Raw genomic sequence first — 18,622 nt, forward strand, 5'->3', positions numbered from 1 at the left:
TTGACAGAACTAGACGAATCCGATCACGTCAATGGGCAACACAGGGAAGACGCTCAGTTGAAAATCACATCCAACCCGTATCGCGCCGGTCAGAAATTGATCGAGGACGCGCCATTTCCATCCACGAATGTAGCGCGCGCCTCGGAATTGATCGCGCGTTGCCTGTCGGCGGATGAGACACCTTTGATCGACGTGCAGGGGCTGGCGGATGTCGCGCACCTGTGGGTCAAGGATGAGCGCGGACGGATGGGGCTGGGGTCGTTCAAGGCCTTGGGCGCGGCCTATGTCATAGCGCGCCATGCGGCAGAGGTTTCTGAGACGCCGGACAGCACAACATTGACCGGTCGCACCTATGTTACGGCCAGCGCGGGGAATCACGGGCTTAGCGTGGCCTCTGGTGCGCGAAGGTTCGGGGCCGACGCGGTGGTCTATATCGCCGACACGGTGCCCGAGAGCTTTGCCGAACGCCTGCGCGAACAAGGCGCGAAGGTCGTGCGCGAAGGCGCGGATTACGCGGCCAGCATGGATGCCGCCAGCAAAGCTGCACGGGCTAACAACTGGATTCTGCTCTCGGACAGTTCGTGGGAGGGGTACTACGACCTGCCGCATACACTGATGGAGGGGTACTTGCAGATGGCGGCTGAGGCCACCCGGCAATGCCCACAGGTGCCGACACATATCATGCTGCAGGCCGGTGTTGGCGGGATGGCAGGGGCCGTTGCGGCATATGCGCGGACCGTTTGGGGGGATGCGCCGCAGATCATCGTGGTCGAACCCGAAGCGGCCCCGGCGTTGCAGGCCAGCATTGAGGCTGGCGCCAGCATTTTCGCCGACGGCCCCGACAGTGTGATGGGGCGATTAGATTGCAAGGAGCCTTCGTTGATTGCACTGAACGGTCTTGCGCGCGATGCAGACAGGTTCCTGACCCTTTCCGATGAGCAAGTAACCGAGCATCTTCCGGCCATGGCCGCAGCGGGTATCGCCACCACCGCGTCTGGGGGGGCAGGGGTTGCCGCTTTTATGAATGCCAACGTACGCGATGCCCTGGATATCGGTCCTGACGCTCGTGTTCTGTGTTTCCTGTCCGAGATCGCTGAATGAGGGGCTTTGAAACGTCCGAATTCCGTGCGCGAACGGAACGCGCGCAGCGCCGGATGGAGCAGGCGGGTCTGTCGGCGTTGTTGCTGACGACCGAGCCAGAAGTCCGATATTTCACCGGCTACCTGACCCGATTCTGGGAAAGCCCGACGCGTCCTTGGTTTCTGATCCTTCCCGCCGCAGGCAAACCGATTGCCGTGATTCCATCAATTGGGGCGGCCTTGATGGCGCAGACTTGGGTGGATGACGTTCGCACATGGAGCGCGCCCGACCTGAGCAACGACGGTGTCAGCCTGCTGGCCGATACTTTGTGTGAGATTTGCCCTGAGGATGCGGTCATTGGCTTGCCAGATGGGCACGAAACGCATGTCCGTATGCCGTTGGCTGACTTGAACCGATTACAGCAGGGGCTTGGTGTGCGTCGTTTGGGCAGCGACAAGGGGATTATCCGCGCTCTTCGGATGGTCAAATCCCCGGCCGAGATTGCCAAGATCGAAACCGCCTGTGCTATTGCCGGTCGGGCTTTTGAACGCGTGCCGGAGATTGCGCAAGAAGGTGTAGCTTTGGATGAGGTATTCCGCCGGTTTCAGATGGTGTGCCTGGACGAGGGCGCGGACTGGGTGCCGTACCTTGCAGGCGGGGCCGAGCAGGGCGGGTATACCGATGTGATCTCTCCGGCCCGCGCCGTGGCGCTGACACCCGGTGATGTTCTGATGCTGGATACAGGGCTGGTTTGGGACGGGTATTTTTGCGACTTCGACCGCAACTGGTCGATTGGAGCAGCTAGTCCGCAGGTGCGCGACGCCTATGCAACGCTGATCGAAGCCTCAGACACCGCATTTGAAACTGCGCGCCCCGGTGCAACAGCGGCAGAGCTGTTTTACGCCATGAACAAGGTGCTGTCCCGCACCTCGGGCGAGACTGGCGCAGGGCGGTTGGGGCATGGATTGGGGATGTCCCTGACAGAATGGCCGTCTTTGATACCCACCGATCACACGGTACTTGAACCGGGAATGGTTCTGACGCTGGAACCCGGCATAGCGGTCGGCGACAAAATTCTCGTTCACGAGGAAAACATAGTGATCACTGAAGGGGCGCCGCGCTTTATCAGCCCCAGAACCGGCCCGGAGTTGCCCGAGATATGAGTTATCTGCCCTACACGCTGGACAGGGACGATCCCGACGCCACACCGATGGGTTTGATCGTTTTGCAAACTGACGAGACGATCGAGCCCGAGTTCAATGCTTATTTCGCTGATAGGCCCGCGCCTATCTACGTCTCGCGTATTCCCAGCGGGGCTGAGGTGACGAAAGACACGCTGGCAGAAATGGAAAAAGCCTTGCCCGCTGCAGCGGATCTGTTGCCCAAAATTCGCCCCTACAAGGTGGTCGGGTACGGATGCACGTCGGCCAGTTCGGTTATCGGGTCCGACCAGATCGAACGGATGGTCCGAAAAACCTGCAATACGGTCGTGGTCACGAACCCTCTGCGTGCAGCGTCCGCCTGTGCGGAGCATTTAGGGGTTTCGAAATTTGCATTGTTATCCCCGTATATCGAAGAAGTGAACGATCCGCTGCGCCGAGCGTTTGCTGAAAACGGGGTTTTCATGGATGTGTTTGGCTCGTTCGGAGAGTCGGAAGAATCAAAAGTTGTGCGTATTTCGCGGCGTTCCGTTGTTGATGCGGCGCTGAAACTCGGGGCTGATCCATCAGTTGAAGCTATCTTTATAAGCTGTACGAATTTAAGAACTTTTGATGCTATCCCTGAGATCGAAAATCGCCTGAAAAAGCCGGTTTTGTCCAGCAATCAAAGCCTTGCATGGCATATGCGCGAACTGAATTCCGCTTAATGGTGATGCAGGCGTAATCGAAAATGTCTGACCTTTGTCACATTTTGGTTGCACGCCGCGTCTCGCATGTCCTTTAATGAGGCCAATAGGTCTTTGAGACCCGGATAAACCGGGCAAACAACAGACCGCACAGGGAGCCAAGTCGGTATATGTCCAATGACGCAGCGTTCGTCGAGTTTCAGCGTGTCCAGAAGTCTTATGATGGCGAAGTACTCGTTGTAAAAGATCTAAACCTCTCAATGCCAAAAGGTGAGTTTCTGACAATGCTGGGCCCGTCTGGGTCCGGTAAGACTACTTGCCTGATGATGCTGGCTGGGTTTGAAACCGCCACACACGGCGAAATCATGTTGGATGGGAAGCCGATCAACAACATCCCGCCTCACAAGCGCGGGATCGGGATGGTATTCCAGAACTACGCCCTGTTCCCGCATATGACTGTGGCCGAGAACCTCTCGTTCCCGTTGGAAGTGCGGAAGATGGGCAAGGAGCAGCGCGAGGAAAAGGTAAAACGCGCGCTGGATATGGTGCAGATGGGAGCCTTTGGCAGCCGTCGTCCGGCGCAACTGTCAGGTGGTCAGCAACAGCGGATCGCTCTGGCGCGGGCGCTGGTGTTCGAACCCGAATTGGTTCTGATGGACGAACCTCTGGGCGCACTGGACAAACAGCTGCGTGAGCATATGCAGTTCGAAATCACTCGTCTGGCGCATGAGCTGGGGATTACCACCGTTTACGTGACCCACGACCAGACTGAAGCGCTGACGATGTCTGATCGTGTTGCCGTGTTCGATGATGGCCGTATCCAGCAGCTGGCTCCGCCGGACCTTCTGTATGAAGAGCCTGAAAATAGCTTTGTCGCGCAATTCATCGGGGAAAACAACACGTTGGAAGGTGTTGTTAAATCAATCGACGGCGACTCATGCGTGGTGGTTCTGGATGACGGGTCCGAGATTGATGCAAAACCGGTAAACGTCCACAACGCGGGCGATCGCACCAAGGTTTCGATCCGCCCCGAGCGTGTTGAATTCAACAAGGACCGGCTGCATGCTGATGCGCATACGCTGAAGGCAACGGTGAAAGAGTTCATCTATATGGGTGACGTTTTCCGCTTCCGCCTGTCCGTGGCGGGCAATGATGATTTCATCATCAAGACCCGGAACGCGCCGGATGCAGTCAGGTTGCGCCCTGGCGAAGAGGTCGAGATCGGTTGGCTGGCTCACGACTGCCGGGCGCTGGACGCCTGATACAGGAAATCCCCGTGTGATCCGCCCGGGTGCGCGGGACATCAGATGATCGGGTTGCCCCGTGATCCGGTCTTCAAAGTTAAAATTAACGGGTATAACAGGGAGTTAACTATGAAAGTTACCAAAACCACTCTGATGGCGAGTGCGCTTGCCGCGGTTGCCGGTGGCGCAATGGCCCAAGAGATGACGATCGTCTCGTGGGGCGGCGCATACTCCAAATCGCAGCTGAAAGCTTATCACGAGCCCTATTCGGAAAAGACCGGTATCACCATCCTGAATGACGACAGCTCGAACGAAGCAGTTGCCAAGCTGCGCGCCATGAACGAAGCTGGCAACATCACTTGGGATGTAGTTGACGTTGTGGCCTCGGACGCGATCCGCTTGTGCGACGAAGGTCTGGCGATGGAAATCGATCATGACGCAATGCTGGAGCCTGCGCCCGATGGCACGCCGGCTTCCGAGGATTTCGGTGAACTGATTGTCAGCGATTGCTACATCCCGAGCATCGTGTATTCGACCACCTTCGGCTATCGCACCGATCTGGTTGGCGACACGCCTCCGACTGAAATCTGCGCGGTGTTTGATCTGGAAACCTATCCGGGTAAGCGCTCGCTGGAAAAACGCCCGATCAACAATATGGAGTGGGCACTGCTGTGTGACGGCGTCGCCAAGGACGATGTATACGACGTGCTTGCAACCCCGGAAGGGCAGGACCAGGCGCTGGCCAAGCTGGACACCATCAAGGACAGCGTCGTCTGGTGGTCTGCAGGTGCCGATACGCCGCAGCTGCTGGCCGATGGCGAGGTTATCATGGGTTCGACCTATAACGGTCGTCTGTTCAGCGTGATCGAAGAGCAGAACCAGCCGGTTGCAATGCTGTGGGACGCGCAGGTGTTTGACATCGATGGTTGGATTATTCCCGCCGGTCTGGATGACGAACGCAAGCAGCGTGCGCTGGATTACCTGAAGTTTGCAACCGACACGCAACGTCTGGCGGATCAGGCCAAGTACATCTCGTACGGTCCGGCCCGTGCCTCGTCGGCACCGCTGGTTGGTCAGCACGCAGATCTGGGCATCGATATGGCACCGCACATGCCGACTGATCCGGAAAACGCCAAGAACACGTTCCTGTACAACTACGAGTTCTGGGCTGATTACCGCGACGATATCGACGCCAAGTTCCAGGCATGGCTGGCACAATAAGCCTGTCTTGAAACGCAAGGTCGGGGCCGCCAATGGCCCCGATCCACCAAAGACCAAGGGACGCAGATGACTGACGCTACTCAATCCGGTCCGATGCTGGCCGCAGATGGCACGCCACTGAAGAAATCACTGGCGCGATCCCTGCGCCGCCGCAAGCTTAGGGCACTGGCCCTCGTTGCCCCCTTGTTGCTGTTTGTAATGCTCTCGTTTGTGATCCCGATCGTGTCAATGCTGTTACGGTCGGTTGAGAACAGCATCGTCGCAGAAACGCTCCCGCTGACTGTGGTTGAGCTGAAAAATTGGGACGCCGAAGGTGGAGAGCTACCCGATGAAGCCCTGTATGCAGCCTTCACGAAAGACATGGTTGCAGCCGTTGAGGCGAAAACACACACAAGACTTGGTACGCGTCTGAACTATGAACAGACCGGCATGTCTTCGATGTTCCGCAAATCAGGTCGTAAAATCAAACGCTTGGATCCAGAATCCGATGCGCCTTTCAAGGAAAAGCTGATTGAGATTCATGACGGCTGGGGCGATGTTGAGACTTGGCGCACGATCAAAACCCATGCGGTTCCGATCACCAACGGCTATTTCCTTAACGCCGTTGACATGCGCCGTACACCCGAAGGCGCTCAGGCGCAGCCCGAGGACAAGCAGATCCTGATCAAGCTGTTCGGGCGCACGCTGTTCATGTCGCTAATAATTACCGGGTCCTGCATCTTACTGGCTTATCCGGTCTCGTACCTACTGGCGACGCTGCCGATGCGGGTTTCGAACCTACTGATGATCCTGGTGTTGTTGCCCTTCTGGACGTCGCTTCTGGTGCGGACATCTGCGTGGAAAGTGATGCTGCAACAGCAAGGCGTAATCAACGAAACGCTGGTCTGGCTGGGGCTTGTGGCGGATGACGCACGACTTGTGATCATCAACAACCAGTTTGGCACGATTATCGCGATGACGCATATCCTGCTGCCGTTCATGATCCTGCCGATGTATTCGGTGATGCAGACGATCCCGCCATCCTACACTCGGGCGGCCAAGTCGATGGGCGCGACCAACTGGACGACGTTCTGGCGGATCTACTTCCCGCAATCCATACCGGGTATCGGGGCGGGGTCGATCCTCGTGTTCATTCTGGCCATCGGTTACTACATCACGCCCGAGATTGTGGGCGGCACCAAGGGTGTCTTCATCTCGAACCGGATTGCCTACCATATCTCGTCTTCGCTGAACTGGGGATTGGCGGCGGCGTTGGGGACGATCCTGCTGGCGGTCGTTCTGTTGCTCTACTGGTGCTACGACAAGATCGTGGGCATTGATAACGTGAAACTGGGATAAAGATCATGGCAGCACTTACACCTATATCCCGAAAACCGTTGTCGGTCGTTCTGCCCGCAGTCGCCATAGCCGGAGGGTTTGTCGGAATGTTCGTCGGAGCCGGGCAGGGCAATGTCCTGCTGGGCATCCTGATCGGTGCCGCGCTGATGGCGGCGCTGGCCTGGGTCTATATCACCGTTCTCGACAACGAACGTCTCGCGCGCTGGATCACCATTCTAGGGCTTGCTGCCATCGGGTTCTTCTTTGCCGGTATGACCGGACTAATCGTCGGGCTGTTGGCCGGCTGGTTCTTTGCCTTCTTCATCTTCTGGCTCTACGAGGGGCGTTATCGGCAAAAGCTGTTGCCCTATCTGACAGGTCGGCAGGTGTTCGAGCATTACCTGTTCCGCGTGATTTGCGGTGCCATCTTTGTATTCCTGATCACGCCGATCCTTGTGGTTCTGCCGCTGTCGTTCAATGCACAGGACTTCTTTACCTTCACGCCCGAAATGCTGCGGCTGGACCCTGAGGGGTATTCGCTGAAGCATTACCGCGACTTCTTCACCAACAATGAATGGCAGCGCAGCTTCAAGAACTCGCTGATCATTGCGCCGATTGCGACGATCATCTCGGTGTCTTTGGGGACGCTGGCCGCCATCGGCCTCAGCCAATCGCATGTGCCGGGGCGTCGGGCCATTATGGGTATCCTGATTTCGCCCATGATCGTGCCGCTGATTATCTCGGCGACCGGTATGTTCTTTTTCTACAGCGATATCGGCCGGTTCCTTGAGGGCACGCTGGGAATGGACAAGAACTTTGTGGGTTATGTGAAGGTCATTCTGGCGCACGCGGTTCTGGGTATTCCTTTTGTGATCATCACGGTGACGGCAACATTGGTCGGGTTCGATCAGTCGTTGACGCGGGCGGCTGCGAATATGGGGGCAGGGCCGGTGCGAACCTTCTTCAAGATCCAGATGCCGCTGATCCTGCCGGGCGTGATCTCGGGTGGCCTGTTCGCTTTCATCACCTCGTTCGATGAAGTTGTCGTGGTTCTGTTTGTTGGTTCTGCCAGCCAGAAAACGCTGCCTTGGCAGATGTTTACCGGCCTGCGGGAACAGATCAGCCCGACCATTCTGGCAGTTGCTACGATCCTCGTGGTCATCTCGATTGCTTTGCTGACCACGGTTGAACTGCTACGGAGGCGGTCGGAACGCCTGCGGGGGCTTAGCCCGGCTTGACGCGACTCGAAAGCTGATTTAGCGATTTCACCATGCACTCCGGTCACGATGGCGTCGTGACGTAAGGCGGGGTGCATGGCTCTCGGTTCCCGAGGCCGCTTGTCCTGAACGCCGGGACTTGTGGCCGGGCGGTGCCTGTCCGGCATTGAGGAGAGACCAAATGACTGACCTGCAAAATCGCCCCGAGTTCTTCACCAGCCACAATGGCGACAAGGCCCCGCTGCCCTTCAGCAAGGCGGAATATGCCCGGCGTCTGGGCAGCCTGCGCGCAACAATGGCGGCGCGCGACATCCCGGCGGTGCTGCTGACGTCTATGCACAACATCGCTTATTACTCGGGTTTTCTGTATTGCTCGTTCGGCCGCCCGTATGGCTGCGTTGTGACGCAGGACGCATGTACAACCGTGTCGGCGAATATCGATGCGGGTCAACCGTGGCGACGCTCGGTCGAGGAAAACGTGATCTATACTGACTGGAAGCGGAACAACTTCTGGCGCGCGGTTGCCAGCCTGATTGGCACGGTAGGTCGGATCGGTATCGAAGGCGATCACATGACGCTGGCAATGCGTGACACCGCGCTGGATATGCTTGGCGGACCGGAACTGGTCGATATCGCCCCCGACACGATGGCAGCGCGGATGGTGAAATCCGCCGAAGAAATCGAACTGATCAAGGGTGGCGCGCGCACGGCGGATGTCGGCGGAGCCACAATTCATGCCGCCATCCGTGAAGGCGCAACCGAGATCGAAATCGCTATGGCCGGACGTGACGCGATGGAGGTTGAAATCGCGCGCGCCTATCCGGATGCGGAATACCGCGACACTTGGGTCTGGTTTCAGTCCGGTCTGAACACCGACGGTGCGCACAACCCGGTCACCAAACGCGCCCTTCAAAAGGGCGATATCCTGTCCTTGAACACCTTCCCGATGATCTCGGGCTATTACACCGCGTTGGAGCGTACCCTGTTCCTCGGCGAACCCGACTCGGAAAGCCTGCGCATCTGGAAGGCCAATGTTACCGCGCATGAACTAGGGCTGAGCCTGATCAAACCTGGCGCGACATGTTCGGGCATCTGCGATGAGATCAACCGGTTCTTCGCAGATGAGGGTTTGCTGCAATACCGATCCTTCGGTTATGGCCACTCATTCGGCATTCTCAGCCACTACTATGGCCGCGAAGCCGGTCTGGAACTACGCGAAGATATCGACACGGTTCTGGAGCCCGGTATGGTCGTCTCGATCGAGCCTATGCTGTGGATTCCCGAAGGCCAAAAGGGCGCGGGCGGGTATCGCGAGCATGACATTCTGGTGGTTGAAGAAGACGGCGCAGAAAACATTACCGGCTTCCCGTATGGGCCCGAACACAATACGATCAACGCCTGATCTGATCGGCAGAAGGGTAATTATCCCTTCTGCCGACCTCCCTATAAGCGTTAACAAAACTGTCAATGTGATATAAGATTGCAGTGTTGTTTCTAGTTAATGCTTGGGTGTGTGGTGTGGGTCAGACAATCTATGAAAGATATGGCGGGTTCAAAACGATCAGTCGGATCGTAATGACATTCTATGAAATGGCCTTGGAGTCCGATCAGATTGGCGGCCATTTCGAAGACATCGAAATGCCGCGCCTCATCGACCATCAGACTAAGTTTGTTTCTTCTCTGGTTGGTGGACCGGCTTCCTTTAGTGATGATCGAATAGAAGCTGTTCACAGGAATCTGAACATCTCTCATGCTGATTTCGATGAAATGGCCGAGTTGTTTGCCGAGGCGCTTTCAATGCACGGAATGCGGGACGATCATATAAAGATTGCCTTGCAAGCCATTGAATCAAAGCGTGCCATTATTGTTGCACGAGACGCGGCATGAGCATTCTGGCAATAAACGAACAGTTGCTGCGGGCTATCGGAGTCGGCGTGGCTGTCGTGCGCGCGTCGGATCTGACCTTTGTTTTTCACAACGGACCTTTCGCTGAATGGTTTGGTACTCCGTCCGACGGGCAGACTTTGCTGGATATTCTGCCCTCATTGGATCAACGCGAATTGGATGACGTCAAGCAATCGGGGCTTCGCTATACCGTCGAACTGCAAATCAAACCAAAACGCAGAACGCTGATGTTCGCGACGGCTGTGTCGTTGGCAAACGGTTTGTCCGAGCAAGTTTTGGTCGTCGAATGCCAGAATATTACGCGCATTCGAGAGCTCGAGAGTATGATCGACAGCTATTCGACTATGGTCGAGCGGAATACACGAGAATTGGAGCGCGAGAAGGAGCGGGTTGAAAGACTGTTACTGAATGTGATGCCGAAAGCTGTGTACGAAGAGTTCAAAGCTTTCGGCGTTGTTACGCCGCAGCTCTATGATCAGGTATCCGTGGTGATGTTGGATTTCGTCGGATTCACGGATTTCGCAGCCAAAACAGACCCTACCGTCACATTGAGTGAGTTAAACGACATCTTCACCGCCTTTGATCGCATCGTCGAACAATTCGGTTGCGAGCGGATTAAAACCATTGGGGACGCCTATTTGGCGGTGTCTGGTATGCCGGATCCGACACCGGATCACGCGACTGCCGTAGCCCATTGTGCGGTGCGTTTTCTGCGTTACCTGGAGAGGCGCAATGAAAGCCATCCGCACAAATGGCAGGCTCGCATTGGGTTGGGGACGGGGGCTGCGGTTGGGTCTGTAGTTGGAATTCAAAAATACGTTTATGATGTATTTGGCCCGGCGGTGAATATCGCATCGCGTCTGCAAGTGTTTGCTAACCCGATGAAAATCGTTGCTCCGGAAGAAATGAAATATGCTTTGATCGACGAATTTCAGGTCTCGAATCTGGGGCGGGTGGATATCAAAGGCATGGGGGAAATGGAGCTTATCAATGTGACTTCTGGGCTGAGTGCGCCGCAGCCATTGTCCCGGTTCTGATCTTCAATCGTCTTGCGGAACAAGTCCCAGACCGCGCATGTAAATACCAATTCCAGACTCCAGCAAATCCTCTGGCGGGAAGGGCGAACTTGCACCGGTGTTGCGCGCGAACAGTTCAACTACACCGTGGCTCATCGCCCAGATATGTGCGCTGAACATCGATGCGGGCGGGCGTTTTTCCGGCGGGATGTGCTGCGACAGATCCGAGGCCGCTTTTTCGAGCACTGCTTTCGCGCGGTTCGCCGCCAGCGCCAATTCGGGTGTGCGGTTGATGGAAATTCCGCTTTCGAACATCGCGATGTAGTGTCCCGGGTGCTTGCGCGCAAAGGCCAGATAAGCGCGGCCTGTGGCCTCGAACGCGGCTAGGGCCGAGGGCTGGCCCTTGTCATAGGCGTATTGCATCAGGTCCGCGAACATCTCATACCCTTGCCGCGCCGCTTCGGCGATCAGATCTTCACGCCCATGGAAATGCCGGTAAACCGCAGCCGGGGTGACCCCAGCGGTTTTGGCTGCTTCGGACAAGGTGAAGCCGGTCGGGCCTTTTTCCTCGATCAGAGACAGTGCAGCCTCGATCAAAGCCTGTTTCAGGTTGCCGTGGTGATACCCGCGTTTTGTCATCCCTGTTTCAGGTGCCTTTGTTGTTTAAGCCGCAGAAATACATGACATAATCCGTGCAGGGGTGTTCGTCCACTATTGGTTACGCATCCCAGATTTCCGGCCCGCCGCAGATTTTGGGATCATTGTCGCCGATGGCTTTCTCGTCCTTTTCATCATAGTCCAGCGCGTGCAACACAGTGCGAATGGCGGCCAACCTTGCGCGTTTCTTGTCGTCGGACCGAACGATGGTCCACGGGCAATGCTCTGAATGGCTGCGGGTCAGGGTTTCCGAGATCGACTCGCTGTATTCATCCCATTTGTTCAGGCCTGCAACGTCGATTGGGCTGAGCTTCCATTGCTTCAAAGGATCAGTCTCACGCGCTAAAAACCGGTTCAGCTGCTCGGCGCGGCCGACATTCAGCCAGAACTTGAACAGCGTAATCCCATCATTCACCAGCCCGGTTTCCAACGGCAACACCTGCCGGAAGAACCGCTCCCGCTCTTCCGCGGTACAGAAACCAAAAACGTTTTCGACGACGCCGCGATTGTACCAGCTGCGGTCGAAGAACACGATCTCACCGGCTGCGGGAAGGTGCTGGACGTAGCGTTGAAAATACCATTGGCTGCGCTCGGTGTCCGAAGGTTTGCTGAGCGCGACGTTGCGCGCGCCCCGAGGATTCAGATTCTCGCGGAACCGCTTGATCGTGCCACCCTTGCCAGCCGCATCCCGACCCTCGAAAATCAGCGCCACTCGTTGATCGGTTTCCTTGACCCAGGACTGCATCTTGACCAGTTCAATCTGCAGGTTCTCCATTTCCTTGTCGTAATCCTTACGCTTCATGCGTTCATCGTAAGGGTAGCTCGGGTTTAGAATGTCGCCCTTGCCGGATTTTTCGATCGCCGAGCGGACCTCTTTTGGAGCGTCTTTCTTGAAGTATTTTTCGATGGAACCTTTTTCGGAACGGGCCATGTGTCACCTCGCCATAAAATCCATATCCTACTATGGATTAGCAGCGAGCTTAACGCAAACCCGCACGTTGCGCGGCGCGGTCGATGGCGGCAGCGACTTCGGGCGCGGCCACAACCTGCGGCATATGCCCTATACCCGGCAGTTCAATCAGTTCCGCCCCCGGAATTTCATCGAGCAACCGGTGCGAATGCCATTCGAGGCCAACTGTGTCATCGGCGGTGCCGTGAACGATTTCGGTCGGGACGTCGATCTCTCCATACCGTGGTCGCAGAGCGCGGATTTCTTCCAGCAGGTTGGCACGCTGTTTGGCGTTGGCATGCATAGAGGCGCGACGCATGGTTAGACCTGGCCCAAAGTGATCTGCATAACCGTCAGGCGTGGTTTGAGGTGCAAACACCTGGTCCAGAGTTTTTTCAACAAACCACTCGGGCACAAAAGCGGTTACCAAGGGCAGGGCCGCGACATTGCCAACTGATGTCGATGCTATTTGATTGAAACCGTCCAGCGGGGTTTCCCACGGTACAGCTGCGGGCGCGATCAGGACCAGCGCCGAAATATTGTCAGGCCGTGTCACCGCCCAAGCAAGAGAGACGGACCCGCCATAGCTTTGGCCAGCCACGATAGGTTTGTCGGCACCAATCTGGGCCGCAGCCTTTTGCAGGATTTCCGCCTGCTCCGTAATGGTTTCTCCGTTCGGGTTGAAGCTGTCACTAAAGCCCAACCCAGGCCTGTCAAAAACGATCACGCGGTAGTTTTCGGCCAAAATCGGGGCCAGCGCAAACGTCATGTCGCGCGTGTTGCCGCTGGAGCCGTGGAGCAGCACCACGTCCGGTCCCTCGCCCATCACAACGGCATGGACAGCGATTCCATCGACTTCGACGATCTGACCTTCGGGGGGGAAGGCCGCCTCAGCGCGGGCTTCGCTCCGGGCCGCGCGCCAGATTGCGAAGGCCCATAGCGCGACCATCAAGGTCAGGACTATGATACCGACGCGGAGCACTGGATCAGGCCCTCAGATCGGTTTGTTCGACACCGATTCGGCTAATGTCATAAGGGGTGGTGCCGTAAATCTCGCTGATCCAGTTGCCGTAAAGCAGGTGCGCGTGGCTGCGCCATCTGTTCTGCGGAGTCTGGGCCGGGTTGTCATCCGGATAGTAGTTCATCGGCACGTTGATCGGCGTGCCATTTGTGACGTCGCGGTCATACTCCTGCTTCAGGGTATCGCTGTCATACTCGAAATGGTTGAAGATATAGAGCGCCCGATGCGCCCGATCTTCGACCAGACAGGGACCGACATCATCACTGCCCAGTAAGGTCACCAAACCGTTCGCGGCATCAATCTCGGCCTGCTTCATCTCAGTCCAGCGGCTGACCGGGATCACGCAATCATCCGAGAATCCGCGTAGGAACGGCGACGCCGGGTTGAGGTTAGAGTGACGGAAACAGCCGAACGCCTTGGCGTCCAGCATGTGTTTTTGCACGCCATGGAAGTGGTTGATCATTGCCATCCCGCCCCAGCAGACGCCAAAGGTGGAATGCACGTTCGTCTGTGTCCATTCAAAGACTTCGCGCATTTCATCCCAATAGGTGACATCGACAAAATCCAGATGTTCGATTGGGGCACCGGTGATGATCAGGCCGTCGAATTTCTCGTTCCTGACGTCCTGAAAGGGGCGGTAAAACTCGGCCATATGTTCGGCAGCGGTATTTCTGGTGCGATGCTCGGTCATGCGGATCAAAGTTAGGTCGATCTGCAGCGGAGTCGCGCCGATTAAGCGCGCGAACTGGTTTTCGGTCTGAATTTTCTTGGGCATAAGGTTCAGCAACCCGATGCGCAGGGGGCGAATATCCTGACGCATCGCCTGATCCTCGGCCATGACCGAGACGCCCTCTTTAGTGAGGACGTCAAATGCAGGAAGGTCGGCGGGAATCTTGATCGGCATCAGGTGCAAGCCTTTGGAGTTTCAGTATAGAAGCGGTAGTTAAGCGCGGTTTGCGCGGGTCTCAAGGGTGCGTTCGATCAACTCATCGAAATCAGCAGCGTCGCGCACCTTGTGCATGTCGTCGGCGGTGACGGCTACACCCCAATTCTCGGCCATCGCCTGATAGCGCGGCTGACGGTGCGCCAGCGCCTGCGCATAAGTCCAGCGGATAAAGGCGTCGGGGTCCACGTCCTCGGCCTGGCACTCGTTCTGGGTCAGGTAGTCGTTCCAGACGCGGGTCAGAAATTCGGGTTGGTAGGACATCGGCTTGGGGGCCTTGTCAAAACGGCGGATCAGTTCGGCGGTGTGGTCTTCATCGCCCTGAATCCAGATCATCAAAGTTTGACGAGACAGTTCGGACAGCACGTGGTCGGCTGTGTCGTTGGAATCCACCCATTCACAAATCGACCCACCCGTATCGCAAATGAAATGCGGGTATTGGTAGAGGCGTTGTGCGCGGTCGATGAAATACTCGGTATCCAACAGGGCGTGGATTTCTGCCAGACGGAACTGTTCCTGCCGACGGCGGTATTCGTGCAGCTCCATGCCGCCCAAAGCCGGATTGCCCGGCTTACCCAGATAGGCGGCCACCGGTGTCAGGTTTTCAAATGTTATATTCGAGCCGATATAGATCGAATCCGACAACAGAAGATCGCGCAGAAACGGGACCTTCATAGCCTCGGCCTTGGCATTGTCGGCGATGTATTCGCCCATGTAGCGCGTTCCGATGCGGTAATCGATGGAATAGTGGAACCAGTCACCGGAGTCGCGCAGGACGTTGGACACATAGGTTTTGCCCAGCCCCGACATGCCGAAAAACAGCACCTTTTTCCGCGCCGCGTCGCGCCAGTCTTTTGCCGAGCCGTAGATCATCGTCCGCTGTCCCTTTTTCTGACCTAGCTAAAACGGCCAGCGGGCGGCGTCAATCGCGTGCGCCTGCGCGGTTGAGGATCAGCAACCCAATCGCAAGGATGGCAAAGCCCAGAAAGGCTTGCGGGGGCAGGGCCTCATCGCGCACAACCGCGCCCAGTACGATGGCAACTGGAGGGATGACCAAAGTGACCAGCAATAGATTACCCGCACCTGCCATGGCTAATACTCGGTAATACAAAAGGTAAGCTCCCGCAGTTGCGACCAAGGCATAATATCCAATCGCAGCCCATGTAATCAGTGGCAGATCCAGACTTGGCACACCATCGACCACCAGCGTGATCGGAAGGATCAGCAGGGTCGACCCAGTCAACATACCGGCTGCTGCGACGACAGGAGGCAGGTCAGACAAGGTAACCCGCGCCCAAGCACCGGCCAGCGCATAGGAAACCGTGCCCGCGATGATGGCCAACTGCGCCATGCTCTGCAGATCGAAACTGGCGAAGTTGCGCAGCCCGATAGCAATCGTGACCCCAAGAAACCCCAGCCCGACACCAATCGCGCGGGTTCGGCTAAGACGTTCGTCCTTGAAAAACATCGCTGCGACGATGACACCGAAAATGGCCGTCATCGCATTCAAGATCGAGGTGAGGCCGGTCTCGATGTAAAGCTGCCCCCAGGACATCAAGGAAAACGGGATTGCATTATTGAGCAACCCCATAACCAGAAATGCCAGCCAAATGCGAGGACTGGACGGAACAGCTAGCCGCTGAACCCGAACCACTATCCAAAGTACCAACATTGCCCAGAAAACCCGATGAAACACAGAGGTCATCACCGGGATCGTGTCCAGTGCGATACGGATTGAAAGGAACGAAGCGCCCCAGATCAGGCCCAGCAAAAGTAGCTCGGCCCATGCTTTAGGAGAAAGGTGTTTTTGCTTTGTCATGGTTCTTTGTCGCAGTTGGGTTACTTTCGTGCGACCCGGAACTTGCGCAAAGAAAAACCCCGCCAAGACAGCGGGGTTTTACATGAAAGAGTATTGTCGCTTAGCTCAGCGAGTAGGTGATCTGGAAGCCAACGCTCCAGGCGCTATTGCCTGAGAATGTAGCGCGGTTGTCAGGACCAGCACCATTTGCGGTTGCGTCACCGATGTCGGTGTATTGTACACCGCCCGAGATTTTCGCACGTTCCAGCGAGTAGGTGCCGCCAACGCCAATGCTCCAGAACCCATCTGTCGGGCCGAGGTTGGACACAGGATTACCCTGTGAACTCTCGTAGCCCACTGTAACTGCACCCGAAAACTCTTCGGAGAACTGATAGCCTAGGCCGAGCGAGTAGGTCCAAGTGGCCTCTTCGTAGTCGACGAGGTTAATACCTGTCAGACCGGTATATACCGGTGGAGCATATACGGTTTGCGGCCAGTCAACCCAACGAACAGAACCGAACAGCAAGGTTTTGGGCGCAACGCCAGTCTGAAAGTCGAGGTTGACGGATTGCGGTGTAACCACTTCGGACGTTGAGTCCGCGCTGGTTCTTGCGATTTCCGGGAACGGAGTAAAGGCCAGCGAGTCATTTGCCTCTGTCTGCGAAAGATCATGTGTGATTTTCGAGTTATAAGTCAAAGAAACCCGGGCCGCGATGTCAGGCCGTTCCCAAGCAACACCAACAACATAGCCAAAGTCGATTTCAGCATCTGTTTCAACTCGGTATCCACCGGATGGGATCGGTTGAAGGCCGGCACCCGCAAGGGGAACAGAGACGCTTGCTTTCAGGCGTTGGGCGCGAACGCCACCGATGGCGCTCCACCCGCCTTCGAATTTATACCGCAGCAGTGCTGTTACGGCATCTGTGTCAGCCTTCGCGCGCAAGACGTCCTGGTTCGCACCAGGGGGGAATGGAGGGGAAAACCCGAGCACATTCTGTGAGATCGGATAATCAGAGGAATACTCAACATCAGCACCAAAGGGCTGATCGTAAACCAGTGCGAAATCGAGGTTGTCGGTCAGCGCGGCTTTGTACGCGAGATGTGGCGTGAAAAAGTCGTTCGCGATGTTACCCGAGTCAACTCTTTCGCCAAAGGTTGAGCTGCCGGGTATCTGGTCGATCATCGACCCGCTGACATCCGGTGATGTGTAACCCAGACGGAATTGAGCCACAGAGCCTTCTTCGAACAGAATGTTCACACCCTGTCCACTTCGGTCTAGACCGCCAGCATAAGCACCGGTTGCCCCTACGCTCAGTACGCACGCCTGTAATAGCGCTTTTTTCATTGTGTCCTCCCTAAAGGTGTTATTCAGGTCTGATCCAAGTTTGGAGTGGTTGCGACCGACCTGCCTTATGGTGCTCGATACTTTCTTTACCCGTGTTTAACCGTCAACCGGTGACGGTGCGTTACTACTTATGAGAGTGCCGGGATTCTGTTGCCAAACTGTTACGATTTTCGGCCTGAACGTTCAAAAATATACCAGAGAATATCACTGCAGCGCCCAAAAGGGTCCAAAGATCCAGTGGTTCTTGATACAGAATCGTTCCCACCACCGCGATCGTAGGCAGACGGGCAAAATCGAACGGAACCACGACAGTGGCGGGGGCGATGGCCAAGGCGTTTGTGATGCAATAGTGGGCCAGCAAGCCTGCAAACCCTACAAGCAAAAGGAAAGGTGCAGTGGCCGGAGTGGGCAGGGTAATTTGCCCGTCGATGCCCGCCGCGATCAGTCCCAAAAATGCCTGCATGACGGTCAGCCAGAACATGATGCAGCCAATGCTGGCAAACCGCGTCAAAGTCTTGGTGGAGATGGTTGTCAGAGCGAAGAAAACCGCCGAAAGAGCAGCCATAATAACGCCGGTGCTTATTGGTACTGCTCCGGGGCGCGCGACGATCAGGATACCTGTGAAACCGATCAGCGCAGACAAGACGCGAACTGGGGTCAGGCGTTCCTTCAGCAGCAGCGGAGACAGCAGAATGACCCAGATGGGCTGGGTAAACTCCAGCGCAAAAACCTGAGCTAGAGGGATCACCGAGACCGCGTAGAACCACAGGTTCTGGCCGGTGAAATGCATCAGGTTCCGAATACCATGCAGACCCAGCCTGTGTGTAGAGACCTGATGCCACTTTCCAGCCAGTGTCAGGACCAGCGCGACGACACAGATGCCGACAAGGCTGCGGTAGAACATGATCTCGAAGGTATCATGCGTTACGCTCAGCTCTCGTCCAGCGACGGCCATGGATGAGAATGAGGCAATTGCCCCGGTCATCCAAAGCGCGGCTTTGCCGATCTGCGGTTTACTGCTGTCCATTCACCTGCCTGTGGGAATCGTTGGTTTGTGGCTGAA

General features: G+C 56.4%; 18 protein-coding genes. 10 read left to right on the forward strand and 8 right to left on the reverse strand.

Features of this window, described 5'->3' with window-relative positions; all coding sequences use genetic code 11:
- Positions 1–57 precede the first annotated feature (57 nt).
- From GOW98_RS04600 to GOW98_RS04645, 10 genes are all read left to right on the forward strand, one after another.
- Entirely contained in the window at positions 58–1,101 is a 1,044-nt protein-coding gene (locus GOW98_RS04600) for a pyridoxal-phosphate dependent enzyme (protein ID WP_170330214.1), read from the forward strand.
- On the forward strand, positions 1,098–2,243 hold the full coding sequence (locus tag GOW98_RS04605) for a M24 family metallopeptidase (RefSeq protein ID WP_170329902.1): 1,146 nt from the start codon (positions 1,098–1,100) through the stop codon (positions 2,241–2,243). Before GOW98_RS04600 ends, GOW98_RS04605 begins: the two co-directional genes overlap by 4 nt.
- Positions 2,240–2,947: a maleate cis-trans isomerase family protein gene (locus GOW98_RS04610; protein WP_170329903.1), complete on the forward strand. Its 708-nt coding sequence runs from the start codon at positions 2,240–2,242 to the stop codon at positions 2,945–2,947. Before GOW98_RS04605 ends, GOW98_RS04610 begins: the two co-directional genes overlap by 4 nt.
- A gap of 149 nt (positions 2,948–3,096) precedes the next feature.
- Complete coding sequence (locus tag GOW98_RS04615) at positions 3,097–4,188, forward strand: ABC transporter ATP-binding protein (protein ID WP_170329904.1); 1,092 nt, start codon at positions 3,097–3,099, stop codon at positions 4,186–4,188.
- Positions 4,189–4,299: 111 nt separating this feature from the next.
- Positions 4,300–5,391 carry an extracellular solute-binding protein gene (locus GOW98_RS04620; protein ID WP_170329905.1) on the forward strand — a complete coding sequence of 364 codons (1,092 nt, stop codon included), beginning with the start codon at positions 4,300–4,302 and terminating at the stop codon, positions 5,389–5,391.
- A gap of 66 nt (positions 5,392–5,457) precedes the next feature.
- Entirely contained in the window at positions 5,458–6,729 is a 1,272-nt protein-coding gene (locus tag GOW98_RS04625; RefSeq protein ID WP_170329906.1) for an ABC transporter permease, read from the forward strand.
- 5 nt (positions 6,730–6,734) lie between these two features.
- Positions 6,735–7,946, forward strand: coding sequence for an ABC transporter permease (locus tag GOW98_RS04630; protein WP_170329907.1), 1,212 nt, complete (start codon positions 6,735–6,737; stop codon positions 7,944–7,946).
- A 160-nt stretch (positions 7,947–8,106) separates the two neighbouring features.
- Positions 8,107–9,327, forward strand: coding sequence for an aminopeptidase P family protein (locus tag GOW98_RS04635; RefSeq protein ID WP_170329908.1), 1,221 nt, complete (start codon positions 8,107–8,109; stop codon positions 9,325–9,327).
- A 116-nt stretch (positions 9,328–9,443) separates the two neighbouring features.
- Positions 9,444–9,812 carry a group I truncated hemoglobin gene (locus GOW98_RS04640; RefSeq protein WP_170329909.1) on the forward strand — a complete coding sequence of 123 codons (369 nt, stop codon included), beginning with the start codon at positions 9,444–9,446 and terminating at the stop codon, positions 9,810–9,812.
- A gap of 137 nt (positions 9,813–9,949) precedes the next feature.
- A complete protein-coding gene (locus GOW98_RS04645) occupies positions 9,950–10,867 on the forward strand; it encodes an adenylate/guanylate cyclase domain-containing protein (RefSeq protein ID WP_254437902.1) in 918 nt (305 codons plus the stop codon).
- Between the two features lie 3 nt (positions 10,868–10,870).
- Here the strand turns inward: GOW98_RS04645 and GOW98_RS04650 are convergent, their stop codons facing one another.
- The 8 genes from GOW98_RS04650 to GOW98_RS04685 all read right to left on the reverse strand — a co-directional run bounded on the left by GOW98_RS04650 (position 10,871) and on the right by GOW98_RS04685 (position 18,586).
- On the reverse strand, positions 10,871–11,485 hold the full coding sequence (locus GOW98_RS04650) for a TetR/AcrR family transcriptional regulator (RefSeq protein WP_170329911.1): 615 nt from the start codon (positions 11,483–11,485) through the stop codon (positions 10,871–10,873).
- A 79-nt stretch (positions 11,486–11,564) separates the two neighbouring features.
- Positions 11,565–12,434 (reverse strand): polyphosphate kinase 2, encoded by an 870-nt coding sequence (gene ppk2 / locus GOW98_RS04655; RefSeq protein ID WP_170329912.1) that lies wholly within the window; start codon positions 12,432–12,434, stop codon positions 11,565–11,567.
- A 49-nt stretch (positions 12,435–12,483) separates the two neighbouring features.
- Positions 12,484–13,401 carry an alpha/beta fold hydrolase gene (locus GOW98_RS04660; RefSeq protein WP_170330215.1) on the reverse strand — a complete coding sequence of 306 codons (918 nt, stop codon included), beginning with the start codon at positions 13,399–13,401 and terminating at the stop codon, positions 12,484–12,486.
- Between the two features lie 37 nt (positions 13,402–13,438).
- Entirely contained in the window at positions 13,439–14,377 is a 939-nt protein-coding gene (gene metA, locus GOW98_RS04665) for a homoserine O-acetyltransferase MetA (protein WP_170329913.1), read from the reverse strand.
- 39 nt (positions 14,378–14,416) lie between these two features.
- Positions 14,417–15,289, reverse strand: a complete 873-nt coding sequence (locus tag GOW98_RS04670) for an ATPase (protein ID WP_170329914.1) — start codon at positions 15,287–15,289, stop codon at positions 14,417–14,419.
- A 49-nt stretch (positions 15,290–15,338) separates the two neighbouring features.
- The gene (locus GOW98_RS04675) at positions 15,339–16,235 is read right to left on the reverse strand and encodes a DMT family transporter (RefSeq protein ID WP_170329915.1); all 897 of its coding nucleotides are present in this window, start codon (positions 16,233–16,235) and stop codon (positions 15,339–15,341) included.
- A 100-nt stretch (positions 16,236–16,335) separates the two neighbouring features.
- Positions 16,336–17,559, reverse strand: coding sequence for an OmpP1/FadL family transporter (locus GOW98_RS04680; protein ID WP_170329916.1), 1,224 nt, complete (start codon positions 17,557–17,559; stop codon positions 16,336–16,338).
- 124 nt (positions 17,560–17,683) lie between these two features.
- Positions 17,684–18,586, reverse strand: a complete 903-nt coding sequence (locus GOW98_RS04685) for a DMT family transporter (protein ID WP_170329917.1) — start codon at positions 18,584–18,586, stop codon at positions 17,684–17,686.
- Positions 18,587–18,622: the final 36 nt, after the last annotated feature.

The organism is Ruegeria arenilitoris, from assembly GCF_013032445.1.
GTDB lineage: Bacteria > Pseudomonadota > Alphaproteobacteria > Rhodobacterales > Rhodobacteraceae > Ruegeria > Ruegeria arenilitoris_F.